This window comes from Corynebacterium hiratae, assembly GCF_009708045.1.
GTDB classification, from domain to species: domain Bacteria; phylum Actinomycetota; class Actinomycetes; order Mycobacteriales; family Mycobacteriaceae; genus Corynebacterium; species Corynebacterium hiratae.
Genome location: NZ_VIOG01000002.1, coordinates 211,710 through 224,493, shown reverse-complemented (window position 1 = coordinate 224,493; position 12,784 = coordinate 211,710). Strand labels below are relative to the sequence as shown.

Sequence of the window (12,784 nt, the reverse complement as noted above, 5' to 3'; positions counted from 1 at the left end):
GGGTAGTGGGCATGACTGATTTCACTCGTGCTGATGGTCGCGCGCTCGACCAACTCCGTAGCGTTCGCATTACCCGCAATTTCACCACCAACCCGGCTGGGTCGGTGCTGGTGGAGTTCGGCAATACCCGAGTCATGTGCACGGCTTCCGTGGAATTCGGGGTGCCGCGCTTCAAGAAGGACTCCGGCGAGGGCTGGTTGACCGCCGAGTACGCCATGTTGCCTGCGGCCACCCACGACCGCATGCCGCGCGAGTCGATGAAGGGCAAGGTCAAGGGGCGCACCCACGAGATCTCCCGCCTGGTGGGCCGCAGCCTGCGCGCCGCCGTGGACCTGTCCGAGCTGGGGGAGAATACCATCCAGCTGGATTGCGACGTGCTGCAGGCCGACGGCGGTACCCGCACGGCGTCGATTACCGGCGCGTATGTGGCGCTGGCTGATGCGATTGCCTACCTCAAGGAGGAGGGCGTCGTCCCGGGCGAGCCGCTGCTGGATCCTATTGCCGCTGTCTCCGTTGGCATCATCGATGGTCACGTGTGCCTCGACCTGCCCTATGAGGAGGACTCCCGCGCGGAGGTTGATCTCAACGTGGTGATGCAGGAGGGCGGGGACTTCGTCGAGATTCAGGGCACCGGTGAGCACGGCCTGTTCGGCCGCGCGGAGCTCAATGACATGTTGGACGTGGCCCAAGCCGGCTGCACCCAGCTTATCGACGCTCAAAAGGCGGCCCTCGGATGGTAAAGCTCCTCGTCGCTTCGAATAATGCCAAGAAGCTCAAGGAGCTGGAGAAGATTCTCGCTGATGCCGGCATTGAGGGCATCGAGCTGCTCCCGCTGTCCGCAGTGGAGGCCTACCCGGAGCCTGTGGAGGATGGCCGCACCTTTGCTGACAACGCGTTGATTAAGGCGCGCGCCGGGGTGCAGCACACCGGGTTGGCAACGATCGCGGATGATTCTGGCCTCGCGGTGGAAGAACTCAACGGCATGCCGGGCGTGCTCTCTGCCCGGTGGTCGGGCGGCCACGGCGACGATGAAGCCAATAACCGCCTGCTGCTGGGGCAGATGTCACACGTGCCCGCCGAGCGCCGCGCGGCCGCCTTCGTGTCGGTCTGCGCGCTGGTGACCCCGGATGGGCAGGAACATGTGGTGGAAGGCCGTTGGCCAGGCTCCTTGCTCACCGCCCCGCAGGGCGAGAATGGCTTTGGCTACGATCCGCTCTTCCAACCCGAAGGTGAATCCCGCTCCGCCGCGGAGATGTCCCCGGAGGAGAAGAACGCTGTCTCGCACCGCGGCCGCGCGCTGGCACAACTGCGCGAACCCTTAGCGGCGCTTGCCGGCCAAGCCTAAGCCTCCGCCCGCCATCACCACGAGTCCCAGCATCCGCCGAGCAATATCCGCAAGCCTCGGCGTCCGCTAGCTTGGCAGGTTGATGGGGGACCAAACTAAAAGGACCGCCTGCGCACATTCTGCGAAGACCACCTGGGGAAATGCAGAAGCTACCTCGCAGATGGTCCTGTGGCTTTGGTCTCTCCGCACATGGTTCTACTCATATGGTTCGCCTGCCTCCAAACGAACCTTCTGTAGTGCTTTAGGTGGCTTCTTTGCCCCCAAAAGAACCCGATGAGGGGAACCATATGACTAAAACCATTTGGGGCAGGGCTGGGGTAAAGAAAAGCCCGCACGGAAAACTCGCGCGGGGTTTGAAATTGTGCGCCCGGTGAGACTTGAACTCACACGTCATAAGACACTAGAACCTAAATCTAGCGCGTCTGCCAATTCCGCCACGGGCGCTGGTTTCGTTGCTGCGGAGCGCTCTTTGCTCTGCGCAACGGTCACTAGCCTACAGGGCGGCAGGCCATAGACGGAAATCCACTTTTCTGGGCGTGGTGGGTAGGCTGTTCAGAGTGAGCACCAACCCAGCACCGAAAAAGCGGATGAAGGTTCGATGGTGGCACATCGTCCTCATCGTGATCTTCGTCGTGCTCTTTTTGTTCCTTGCTTACTGGCAATGGACGCGGTTCCGCTCCGGTTCGGGAACCTTCCAGAACTTGGGATACGCCTTCCAATGGCCGCTGTTCGCGGTATTTGTTGTTTACGCTTACCGCACCGCCATGCGCTACGAGAATGAGCGAATCGATGCCGAGAACGAAGCCCTCCAGCGGGGAGAAGAGCCAGCCCAATATGAGGCAGAGGACGTGCGCGCGGCCAAGGAGCACACCGAGACTAAAATCGACGAAGATTTCCTACCGCCCCGTCCGCAGATTGATGTGGAAACCTTCAACGCTATGAACAAGCAGCGCCGCCGTCGCGGCACCGAAGAGGAGAATTTATGAGCAACCCAGTGAACAACGCTGTCCATCCTGACCGCCAGGCGCGTATCCGTGGCCCGCTGAAGTTCTTTTCCATTGCCGCCACGATTACCGGTATTTTCCTTCTCATTCTTGTCGCGCGCATGATCCTGCAATACGGCGTGGGCATGGAGATGCCATCGTGGGCTACGCTCATCGCCCAAGCGCACGGCGTGGCCTACATGGTCTACCTCGTATCCATCCTGGTCCTCGGTCCGCGCGCCATGTGGCCGGTGGGCAAGCTCTTTACCACGGCGCTCGCCGGTGTTGTTCCGTTCCTTTCCTTCTGGATGGAGCACAAGCGCCGCACTGAAGTTGTTGAGCAGTTCCAGCTTTAAGAGTCTTCTACCGGCACCATCGTGAGGTTGGCGCCAAAATCGACCACGTCCTGGGCTATGTCCGGGGATAGGTCAGTTGTTGTGATGACCGTGTCGACCTGGTCAAAGGTGGCCACTCGGTGGGCCGACATGCGGGTGAACTTCTCTGGTGTGGTGACAACGATGACACGTCGGGCCGCTTTAAAGTAGGCCCGTTTGATGGTGGCCTCGGTAAGGTTCGGGGACATAAGGCCCACCGACGGAGTGCACGCGCAGACACCCACGATTGCTAAGTCGAAGCGCATGGACATGACTGTGTCAACCGCTTCCGCCCCGTACACCGCAAGATCGTCGCTATTGACGGTTCCGCCTGGAATTAGGACGTCGCTGCCCGGCGTCTTGGCTAATGCTGCGCCCGCGTACAGAGACATCGCTAGTGCTGTGATGTCCATTCCGGCGAGGTTGCGGGCGACCGCTGTGGGGGTTGTACCCGAGTCGATGAGAACACAGGAGCCGGGCTCGACTAGTCGTGCCGCCTCTGCGGCAATAGCGCGTTTGCCAGCGGGGTCCTCTTTCCGGCGAACCTCTAGGGGATAGCGGGCACCCCGTCGCACAGCGGGGCGAGCGCCGCCATGAAAGCGCGTGAGGGCCCCAGCTTCTTCCAGCTCAGTGAGATCTCGGCGGATGGTAATCGCGGAGGCCCCAGTGAGTTCTTGTAGTTGGTTGACCGTTTTGCTCCCCGAGTCAACCGCCCAGATGATTCTGCGCTGGCGTTCTTCCTTGTCCATGGCCCTGATCATATAGAACTGAAACGACCATATACAGTGAACGTTTCGATCTTTATTCTGTGGCTAGGCAAGGTAAAAGTCCTTGTCACAAGGCTTCAGGACAGGTGATTGAAATGCGTAGGACGGTAACCCTTGGGCTTTTAATGAGCGAGCGTTTGGCTGCAGATGTGGCACGCTACGCACCACACGGAGTGCGTGTTCGGTGGATCAGTACGGAAGAGGAAGCACGCGCGTGCGACGGTGTGGTTCTCGACGCCACAGAATTCGATGGAGTCCTCCCTGGTCACGTGGTGTTGGTGCTAGGCGACGTCAACGGGGTTGCCGAAGAACGGCTTCGGCGTTCTGGGGCGGTGGTTATGCACCGCCACTTGCGCACGGAGCTTGACACCTTGTTGATGGCCTTTGGCGCCTTCGTGGATCAGCAGGCCCTCATCAGAGCAAGGTAAAAGCATTGTGTGTGTGGGGCTGGGTTCAGATCGAAGGGCTAGTCTAGAAGGCATCTTTTTCTGAATCACACAAAGGACGGGCTTTATGTCTCCTCGCAAACTAAGCACCACCCTCATCGCCCTCGTGGTGCTGTTGTCGCTGGCCTGCGCTGCGCTTGGTGTCTACGCCGTGCGCCAGCCGCACGAGGTTTATACCGCGCCGGTGCAGTCAACCAACACGCAGGTCGTTAAGGCTGTCCAGCGCGAAGAGCAGGTGGTCTTGCTCAGCCTGGGTATCCAGGGGCTGGCGGAGAAATCTTCCGTGGGTCAGGTCTTAGGCGTGAAGGTTCCGTGGACTAGCCGAACACAATTTGTGCAGTATTCCTATAAAGCCAAGCTCGGTATCGAAGGCAAGGACGTTCGCGTCACTGAGACCGGCGAGCATGCCTACACTGTCCACATCCCGGACTTCATCTTCATTGGGCATTCCGATGAAGAGTTTAAGACCGCCGTGGAAAACAACGGCGTGCTCAGCTGGACCACCCAGCCGATCGACGCCGCATCTACAGTGTCGGATGTCCTCAGCGCCGATAAGAAGCGCGAGGACATCGACGACAACCGCGAGCTCCTGCAGGATCAAGCTCGCAATTTCTATGAGGGCATCATCCGTGGCGTTGACCCCGAGGCCCAGGTCACCATGGAGTTCAGCTAGTCCTCACGTCGAGTGACCTTTTGCGTGGAATGATCCTTTTTCTACGTCGAGTGTCCCCCGTACGTGGAATGAACTATGTTCATTCCACCTCCGTGAACTTGCGGTCCCAGTAAGCTCGCACCGGGTTAGCGTCCGCAAGGAGGATATCGAAGCGGTCATTGGCAATCTCGATGATTTCGCTCAAGACCACGCGCTGCTCCAGCTCATCCGAGTTGGACAAGCGGCGCACGCCCGCATCGATGACGCGGTCGGCCGAGTCGTTGGTATCCAGGTATGCCACAAAGGGCATGTCGAAACGCTCGCGGTAGGCCTGTGAGACGTCGATAAGCTGCTGCGTTTGTACGTCATCGAGGTCATCCAGGGCCAGGGAACCGCGGTCGGCGGAGATGGTGGCGGCCGTGTCGGAATCGGCCAGCAGCAGCTCATCCATCGCGGGGTAGTCGTGGATCAGTGCACGGCGCTGGTCGCTCGGAGAGGTAAGCACCGTGACCTGGATAGCCTCGCGCAGCTGGCTGACGTCCTGGAAGGGGCGCAGCTCCCAGGCGGCTTCGAGCGGCCAGGTTTCGTTGTTGAAGAGCGGGCGCAGAGCGCTGACGAAGCTCTCGCGGTCCATCTCGTTGAGCTCCTTGAGAGAGACGCCGGCGCCGTCAAGGCGGCTGACATCATCGCCGGACTGCGAGCCGACGTGGAAGAAGAGCAAGTTGAGCAGGATTGCGGTGATAGCGCCGATGGACATTCCGGAGGAGACAAAGATCTGCGCCCACTCCGGGAACGCGGTGGCCACATCCGGCTTGAAGGTGACGAGCATGGCCAGCCCCAGCGCGGTGGTAACGATGGCGGCGTTGCGTCCGTCGGCGATGTCTTCCTTCGCAATGGTCTGCAGGCCGGCCCAGGCAACGTTGGCGAATAGTGCGAGGGAGGCGCCGCCGAGCACCGGGGAGGGGATAGCCGCCACGATGGCTGCGGCCTTGGGCAGCAGGCCCAGGATGATCATGAAGCCCGCTGCTGACACCGCGACCCAGCGGGACTTCACACCGGTGAGGCGGACGAGGCCGACGTTCTGCGCAAAGCAGGTATAGGGGAAGGAGTTCATCACGCCACCAAGGGTGGTGGAGAGGCCATCGGCGCGAATGGCACGCACAACGTCATCGCGCTTGATGCGCTTCTTCACAATCTCACCGGTAGCGAAGACATCGCCGGTGGTTTCCACCATGGTGATGATCATGACGATGATGAGGGAGAGAATCGCCATGATGTCGAACTTCGGCATACCGAAGTAGAAGGGCGTCGTCATGCCGATGGCATCAGCCTCACGCACGCCGTCAAAGGAGGTATCGCCCAACACGAAGGCCACGCCAGTACCGATGACCAAACCAAGCAACACCGACAGCGTGCCCAGGAAGCCGCGGAAGAAACGTTGCACAACAATGATGATGGCCAGCGTGCCGAAGCCATAGAGCAGATCGCGTGCGGCCGGGACCCCGTCAGCGTAATTGACAAAGTCATTTGCTGAGACCGCCAGCAGCGACGTACCCATGACCAGAAGCACGGTGCCGGTGACAATCGGCGGGAAGTACTTGAGCACGCGTCCAAAGACCGGCGCGGCGAAAAGGTAAAGATACCGGCAGCGATAATCGCACCATAGATCGTGGGCAGTGGCTGGTCACCAGCGCTCATGCCGATGGCAATGATGGGGCTCACCGCCGTGGTGGTTACGCCCTGGATGATGGGCAGCCGGACGCCGATGTGCTTGCCGACGCCCACCGCCTGGATCAACGTCGCCAGACCACAGGTCAACAAGTCAGCGTTGATGAGGTGAATCGTGGTGGCTTCATCGAGGCCCAAGGAACCAGCGATGAGCAGCGGCACGATGACCGCGCCCGCGTAGAAAGCGAGAACGTGCTGAAGTCCGAGCGCTGCCAGCTTGGGCGCTGGCGGGACAACATCAACGGGATGGGTTGGGGTGGTGGCAGGGCTAGCGGTAGCGGCGGTGTCAGACACGCAAAGAGCTCCTTGCTGAAGGGCGAGACGAGGATACTGCGCATAACAATAGAGCGCGGCGCGGACAGGCACCAAGAACTCGCCTGGAAGGTGTGGGAAAGGCCACGTCAGGGGGTGATTTACCCCCGCATCCAACCGTACGGTCGTTACCTATGAGAGAGCTGACCAGTGTGGTGCTAAAACCAGCCCGTTCGGTGGCATGGGGCCCGCATTTGCCGATGTGAGGTTATGCGGTTGTACCCCTACTATGGGCTACAGAGAGGGGTTCGGTGACGATACGTGTTGACCGAATTGCCCGTGAGCCGAAGTCACCCACAGCCCTTCTGCGACTAAGTGTTACGCGTCGTGCGAACTATGAAGGGAGTCAAAATAGTGACCACCGCAACGGAACAGTCTGTGCAGTTCGAGGCATGGAAGGGCTTTGAGCCCGGCCCATGGACTGAAAACATTGACGTTCGTGATTTTATCCAGCGCAACTACACCCCTTATGACGGGGACTCCTCCTTCCTCGCTGGGCCCACCGAGAAGACGCAGCGCGTGTGGGATCATTTGGAGAAGAATTACCTGTCCGTCGAGCGCCAGAAGCGCATCTTCGACGTAGACACCCACACCCCAAGCGATATCGATGCCTTCCCGGCTGGGTACATCTCCGAGGACGATGACGTCATCGTTGGCCTGCAGACGGATACGCCGCTCAAGCGCGCCATGATGCCCAATGGCGGCTGGCGCATGGTCAAGCAGGCCATCAAGGAAGCCGGTAAGGAAACCGACCCGGAGATCGAGAAGATCTTCACGCGCTACCGCAAGACCCACAACGATGCAGTCTTCGATATCTACACCCCGCGCATCCGCGCAGCGCGTTCCTCTCACATCATCACCGGCCTGCCGGATGCCTATGGCCGCGGCGCATCATTGGTGACTACCGCCGAGTGGCCCTTTACGGCGTGGATTACCTCATCGCTGAGAAGGAAGCATCCAAGCACGCGGTGGGGGACCTCGGCTTCTCCGAGCACTGGGCACGCTACCGCGAGGAGCACGCCGAGCAGATCAAGGCGCTGAAGAAGCTCAAGGTCATGGCTGAGTCTTATGGCTTCGATATCTCGAAGCCCGCGAAGACCGCCCACGAGGCAGTGCAGTGGACCTACTTTGGCTACCTGGCCTCCATCAAGTCCCAGGACGGCGCCGCGATGTCCATCGGCCGCCTGTCTGCCTTCTTTGATTGCTACTTCGAGCGCGATTTCGCCGCTGGCATCCTCACCGAGGAAGAAGCCCAGGAGATCATCGACCAGCTGGTGCTCAAGCTACGCATCGTGCGCTTCCTGCGCACCGAGGACTATGACCAGATCTTCTCCGGTGACCCGTACTGGGCAACCTGGTCCGATGCCGGCTTTGGCGACGATGGCCGCCACATGGTGACCAAGACTTCTTTCCGTCTGCTGCAGACCTTGATTAACCTGGGCCCATCACCGGAGCCGAACATCACCATCTTCTGGGATCCGCAGCTGCCGGCGGGCTACAAGGAATTCTGCGCCCACATCTCGATTGAGACCTCTTCCATCCAGTACGAGTCCGATAAGCAGATTCGTGACCAGTGGGGCGATGACGCCGCGATTGCGTGCTGCGTGTCCCCGATGGCCGTCGGCAAGCAAATGCAGTTCTTCGGCGCCCGCGTGAACGCCGCCAAGGCCCTGCTCTACGCCATCAACGGCGGCCGCGACGAGGTCAGCGGCAAGCAGGTCGTGGACGGCTACGAAGCAATCCAGGGCGATGGACCGCTCGACTTCGACGAGGTCTGGCAGAAGTACGAGGAGATGCTGGATTGGGTTGTGGGCACCTACGTTGAGGCCCTCAACATCATCCACTACTGCCACGACAAGTACGCCTACGAGTCGATCGAGATGGCGCTGCACGATTCCGATATCGTGCGCTCCATGGGCTGCGGTATCGCCGGCCTGTCCATCGTGGCTGACTCGCTGTCCGCCATCAAGTACGCCAAGGTCTACCCGGTGCGCGATGAAACCGGCCTCATCGTGGACTACAAGACGGAAGGTGACTTCCCCTTCTACGGCAACGATGACGACCGCGCCGATGACATCGCCGCCACCATCGTTCACACCGTGATGGAGAAGATTAAGGCCATCCCGATGTACCGCAACGCCATCCCGACCCAGTCGGTGCTGACCATTACCTCCAACGTGGTCTACGGCAAGGCAACTGGTTCTTTCCCGTCCGGCCACCAGGCAGGTACCCCGTTCGCCCCGGGCGCTAACCCGGAGAACGGCGCGGATAACCACGGCATGGTTGCCTCCATGCTGTCGGTAGGCAAGCTGGACTACAAGGATGCACTCGACGGCATCTCGCTGACCAACACCATCACCCCGTCCGGATTGGGCCGCACCCCGGAGGAGCGCATCACCAACCTGGTGGGCGTCCTCGACGCCGGCTTCATCATGGATTCCGAATAGACCACGTCCACACCACTTCCCAAGGAGAACACATCATGGCAACCAAAACTTTCGACGAGCGCCTCGCTTCCATGAAGGCCAACCGCACCGCCAACAACATGAACTCGGGCCTTTACCACGCCAACATCAACGTCCTGGACAAGTCCACCCTGGAGGACGCCGTTGAGCACCCGGAGAAGTACCCGAACCTCACGGTCCGCGTTTCCGGCTACGCGGTCAACTTTGTGAAGCTCACCCGCGAGCAGCAGCTGGACGTCATCTCCCGTACCTTCCACCAGGGCTCCTAAATGGCAGATGGCATTACCGGCGTCGTGCGTCTTTCTCCTGAAGAAGGGGAGAAGGTGCGCGGCGCCGCCGCCGGTTTAGGAACGGACAACGACCTCGACGGTTACACCCGCCCAGAGTTGATGCGCGCTCGCCGCTCTGGTGATGTCGCGCTCGTGCACTCCTGGGAGCTGGTGACGGCCGTGGATGGGCCTGGAACCCGCATGACCATGTTCATGTCGGGTTGCCCGTTGCGCTGCCAGTATTGCCACAATCCCGACACCATGGAGATGAAGGTCGGAACCTTGGAGCGCATCGAGGATGTGGTCAAGCGCATCAAGCGCTATAAGCCCGTCTTCAAGGCCTCCGGTGGTGGGCTGACCATTTCGGGCGGTGAGCCGCTCTTCCAGATCGCCTTCGCACGGCGCTTGCTCAAGGAAGTCCACGATGCAGGCATCCACACGACGATCGACACCTCGGGTTACCTCGGGGCGCGCCTGCGCGATGAGGACCTGGACAACATCGACCTGGTGCTCTTGGACGTCAAGTCCGGTGACGAGGAGACCTATAAGAAGGTCACCCGCCGCGAGCTGCAGCCGACGATCGATTTTGGGGATCGCCTCAACGCCATCGGCAAGCCGGTCTGGATCCGCTTCGTGGTGGTGCCGGGGCTTACCGACGGCCCCGAGAACGTCGCCAACGTAGCCAAAATTGTCTCCCGCTGGAAGAGCAACGTCGAGCGCATCGAGGTGTTGCCCTTCCACAACATGGGTGCGGACAAGTGGCACGAGCTGGGCTACCCGTACACCCTGGAGGATACGAAGCCGCCGAAGCCGGAAGACGTGGAGGAGATCCGCGAGGTGTTCCGTAAGGAAGGTTTCGTGGTCTACTAGAAGCATGAAACGCTTCGGCCACACCATCAAGGAACACATCATCTCCGTCCCCTGGGACTATGACAATCCCGCCGCGGGGGAGTTCGAGCTCTACGCCCGGGAAATCATCCCGCCCGGCGGTGAGAAATACCCGGCGCTGCTCTATAACCAGGGCGGGCCGGGTTTCCCGGCGCCGCGGCCGACGGGTGCCACCGGGCTCATCGGAAAGGGCTTGGAGCGCTACCGCTGGATCCTCATGGACCAGCGCGGCACCGGGCGCAGCCACCGCATTGATGAGCTCAGCCCGGCTGAGGATCGCAGCGCTGCGCGCCTAGCGCAGCTTCGGCAGGAGAATATCGTGCGCGATGCCGAGCGCTTGCGCGAGCACCTCGGCGAGGACTCCTGGGATCTATTCGGCCAATCCTTCGGCGGCTTCATCATTACCGCCTATGCCTCGATGTTCCCCGATTCCATCGGGCGTGCCTTCCTCACCGGCGGCCTGCCCACCCTGACCAAGGGCGCGGATGAGCTCTACCGTACGACCTTTGCCAAGCTCAAGGTCCGCCACGAGCGCTTCTATGCCCAGTTCCCGTGGGCTCAAGCTCGCGTCGAGGAGATTATCCACCACCTGGACAACTCGGAGGAGCTGCTGCCGACGGGGGAGAGACTGTCCTCGCGCCGCTTCCGCACCATCGGCATCGAACTGGGCCGCGGTACCGGATTCGATTCTCTGGGTTACCTGCTGGAGGAACCTTTCCGCACCGTGAACGGTGAGAAGCGCTTGCGTTCGGACTTCCTCAACGACGTCGGCAGCCGCGTGAGCTTCCAGGCCGGCCCGCTGTACGCGGCGATTCATGAGTCCATCTACGGTGGCGTCGGCGGCCAAGCCGTCACCGGCTGGGCGGCGCACCGCATACGCGAGGAATTCCCCGAGTTCGCCGAAGGCGGCACCTATCTGACCGGTGAGCACATTTTCCCTTGGCAGTTCGATGAGGACCCGGCGCTGCGCCCCTTCAAGCAGGCCGCCGAGGAGCTCGCCGCCCACGAGTGGGCAAGCTCTCCGTATGACGCCGCCAAGCTTGCCGACGCCCCCGTTACCGCCTCCGCCGCCATCTACCTCGACGATATCTTCGTGCCCTTCGAGGATTCCCTAGCCACGGCGGAGACCTACCGCGACTTGCGCCCAGTGGTGACCAACCGCTTCCAGCACAATGGGATTAGTGAGGACGGTGCGGGGATTTTGGGTGAGCTCTTCCGGGTAGCTGACGAGCATTAAAGGCTCCGAGTGACCTCGGGGAGTGATCTCCCTCGAGATGTGGTGGTGGTCACCGTGTGGCACACTGGTTAGGAAAATCTAAATCGAGCAGAAAGGATAAGCCTATGGCCGGTCTCATCGTCATTGGTGTGATTCTCCTACTTATTATTGCCACCGCCTTCGACGGTTTCTTCATCGTCCGGACGAAGGAAGCCGCCATCATTGAGCGCATGGGTAAGTTCGTGACCGTGGCTCACGCAGGCTTGCACTTCAAGCTGCCCTACGTCGACCGCGTGCGCGCCAAGATCAGCCTGCAGATCCGTCAGCTCGATGTCATGGTGGAAACCAAGACCAAGGACAATGTCTTCGTCCAGATCCCGGTTGCCGTGCAGTATGAGGTAGTCCAGGGCAGCGAGCGCCAGGCCTTCTACACCCTGTCCAACCATGAGCAGCAGATTGTTGCCTACGTGCAGGACAACGTCCGTTCCTCCGTAGCAAACATGAACCTGGATGATTCTTTCTCTTCCAAGGACACCATCGCCCGCAACGTGGCGATGTCCCTGCGCGATAACATGGCCGCCTACGGCTGGAACTTCGTCAATACCCTGGTCACCGATATTCGCCCGGATGCTCGCGTGCGCGAGTCCATGAACTCCATTAACGCGGCGCAGCGTGAGCGCGAGGCAGCCGTAGCCCAGGCGGAGGCCGAGAAGATCCGCGTGGTCAAGGAGGCCGAGGGTGCGGCCGAGGCTAAGAAGCTGCAGGGTCGCGGTGTGGCTGACCAACGTAAGGAGATCGTCGAAGGTATTGCCCAGCAGTATGAGCTGCTGCGTGCTGCCGGCGTGCAGGAGAACCCCGAGACCCTTATGCTGGTCTCCCAGTACCTCGACGCCATGGTGGACGTAGCCGACCGCGCCCACACCAACGTGCTCTACATGCCGTCTAACCCGGGTGGCATGCAGGATCTCTTCGGCGGTATGCGCGATACGTTGCTGTCCACTAACGCTATTAATGAAGCACCGAAGCCGAAGGTGCCGGCCGGCGAAGCAAAGCACAGCCGCGAGAACGCCGCTGCTGAGCGTCGCCGCCGTGAGGAGCAGGAGCACCGCGAGCGCGATGAGCGTGCCCGCCGCGATGCTGAGCTGATGGAGCAGGCGCAGCGCGCCCAGCAGCAGGCACAAGAGCAGGTGCAGAACGCACAGCAGGGCCAGGGCTTTGGTCAGTTCTCCGGCTTCCCGGCCCCGCCGCAGGGCAACAACCAGCCGCAGAGCGCGCGCGACTACTTTGACCAGCTGCGCAACCAGCTCAACAAGGACAACTAAACACAGCCCAAAACACA

General features: G+C 60.9%; 11 protein-coding genes, 1 tRNA gene and 2 pseudogenes. 11 read left to right on the top strand and 3 right to left on the bottom strand.

The genetic code is table 11. The features are described from left to right. Positions 1-11: 11 nt before the first annotated feature. Together rph and rdgB are read left to right on the top strand one after the other, a co-directional pair. Positions 12-740 (top strand): ribonuclease PH, encoded by a 729-nt coding sequence (gene rph / locus FME68_RS02790; RefSeq protein WP_070516105.1) that lies wholly within the window; start codon positions 12-14, stop codon positions 738-740. After that, positions 734-1,345 (top strand): RdgB/HAM1 family non-canonical purine NTP pyrophosphatase, encoded by a 612-nt coding sequence (rdgB, locus tag FME68_RS02785; protein WP_070680953.1) that lies wholly within the window; start codon positions 734-736, stop codon positions 1,343-1,345. Before rph ends, rdgB begins: the two co-directional genes overlap by 7 nt. 362 nt (positions 1,346-1,707) lie before the next feature. On the opposite strand, the gene FME68_RS02780 is transcribed toward rdgB, so the two are convergent. Next, a tRNA-Leu gene (locus FME68_RS02780) sits at positions 1,708-1,789 on the bottom strand. A gap of 143 nt (positions 1,790-1,932) precedes the next feature. Here FME68_RS02780 and FME68_RS02775 point away from each other — a divergent pair. Together FME68_RS02775 and FME68_RS02770 are read left to right on the top strand one after the other, a co-directional pair. Continuing rightward, positions 1,933-2,331 (top strand): hypothetical protein, encoded by a 399-nt coding sequence (locus tag FME68_RS02775; RefSeq protein WP_070680951.1) that lies wholly within the window; start codon positions 1,933-1,935, stop codon positions 2,329-2,331. After that, positions 2,328-2,684 carry a DUF3817 domain-containing protein gene (locus FME68_RS02770; protein ID WP_046647365.1) on the top strand — a complete coding sequence of 119 codons (357 nt, stop codon included), beginning with the start codon at positions 2,328-2,330 and terminating at the stop codon, positions 2,682-2,684. The genes FME68_RS02775 and FME68_RS02770 overlap by 4 nt, the downstream gene beginning before the upstream one ends. On the opposite strand, the gene FME68_RS02765 is transcribed toward FME68_RS02770, so the two are convergent. Next, on the bottom strand, positions 2,681-3,451 hold the full coding sequence (locus tag FME68_RS02765; RefSeq protein ID WP_046647415.1) for a DeoR/GlpR family DNA-binding transcription regulator: 771 nt from the start codon (positions 3,449-3,451) through the stop codon (positions 2,681-2,683). The two genes, FME68_RS02770 and FME68_RS02765, sit on opposite strands and share 4 nt — an antisense overlap. 143 nt (positions 3,452-3,594) lie before the next feature. Here FME68_RS02765 and FME68_RS02760 point away from each other — a divergent pair, with 143 nt between their 5' ends. Then, positions 3,595-3,897 carry a hypothetical protein gene (locus FME68_RS02760; RefSeq protein ID WP_230308861.1) on the top strand — a complete coding sequence of 101 codons (303 nt, stop codon included), beginning with the start codon at positions 3,595-3,597 and terminating at the stop codon, positions 3,895-3,897. A gap of 85 nt (positions 3,898-3,982) precedes the next feature. Further along, the gene (locus FME68_RS02755; protein ID WP_046647363.1) at positions 3,983-4,588 is read left to right on the top strand and encodes a hypothetical protein; all 606 of its coding nucleotides are present in this window, start codon (positions 3,983-3,985) and stop codon (positions 4,586-4,588) included. 79 nt (positions 4,589-4,667) lie between these two features. On the opposite strand, the pseudogene FME68_RS02750 reads toward FME68_RS02755, so the two are convergent. Beyond that, positions 4,668-6,589: pseudogene (locus tag FME68_RS02750) on the bottom strand (solute carrier family 23 protein). Between the two features lie 354 nt (positions 6,590-6,943). Between FME68_RS02750 and FME68_RS02745 the strand changes: the two are divergent. The 5 genes and pseudogenes from FME68_RS02745 (at position 6,944) to FME68_RS02725 (ending at position 12,767) form a co-directional block, all read left to right on the top strand. After that, positions 6,944-9,054 (top strand): annotated as a pseudogene (locus FME68_RS02745) (pyruvate formate lyase family protein). Between the two features lie 35 nt (positions 9,055-9,089). Beyond that, the gene (gene grcA2, locus FME68_RS02740; RefSeq protein WP_070509749.1) at positions 9,090-9,341 is read left to right on the top strand and encodes an autonomous glycyl radical cofactor GrcA2; all 252 of its coding nucleotides are present in this window, start codon (positions 9,090-9,092) and stop codon (positions 9,339-9,341) included. Next, complete coding sequence (gene pflA / locus FME68_RS02735) at positions 9,342-10,211, top strand: pyruvate formate-lyase-activating protein (protein WP_158395831.1); 870 nt, start codon at positions 9,342-9,344, stop codon at positions 10,209-10,211. It abuts the gene before it with no gap. A 4-nt stretch (positions 10,212-10,215) separates the two neighbouring features. After that, on the top strand, positions 10,216-11,466 hold the full coding sequence (locus FME68_RS02730) for an alpha/beta fold hydrolase (protein ID WP_158395829.1): 1,251 nt from the start codon (positions 10,216-10,218) through the stop codon (positions 11,464-11,466). 104 nt (positions 11,467-11,570) lie between these two features. Then, positions 11,571-12,767, top strand: coding sequence for an SPFH domain-containing protein (locus FME68_RS02725; RefSeq protein ID WP_158395827.1), 1,197 nt, complete (start codon positions 11,571-11,573; stop codon positions 12,765-12,767). Positions 12,768-12,784: the final 17 nt, after the last annotated feature.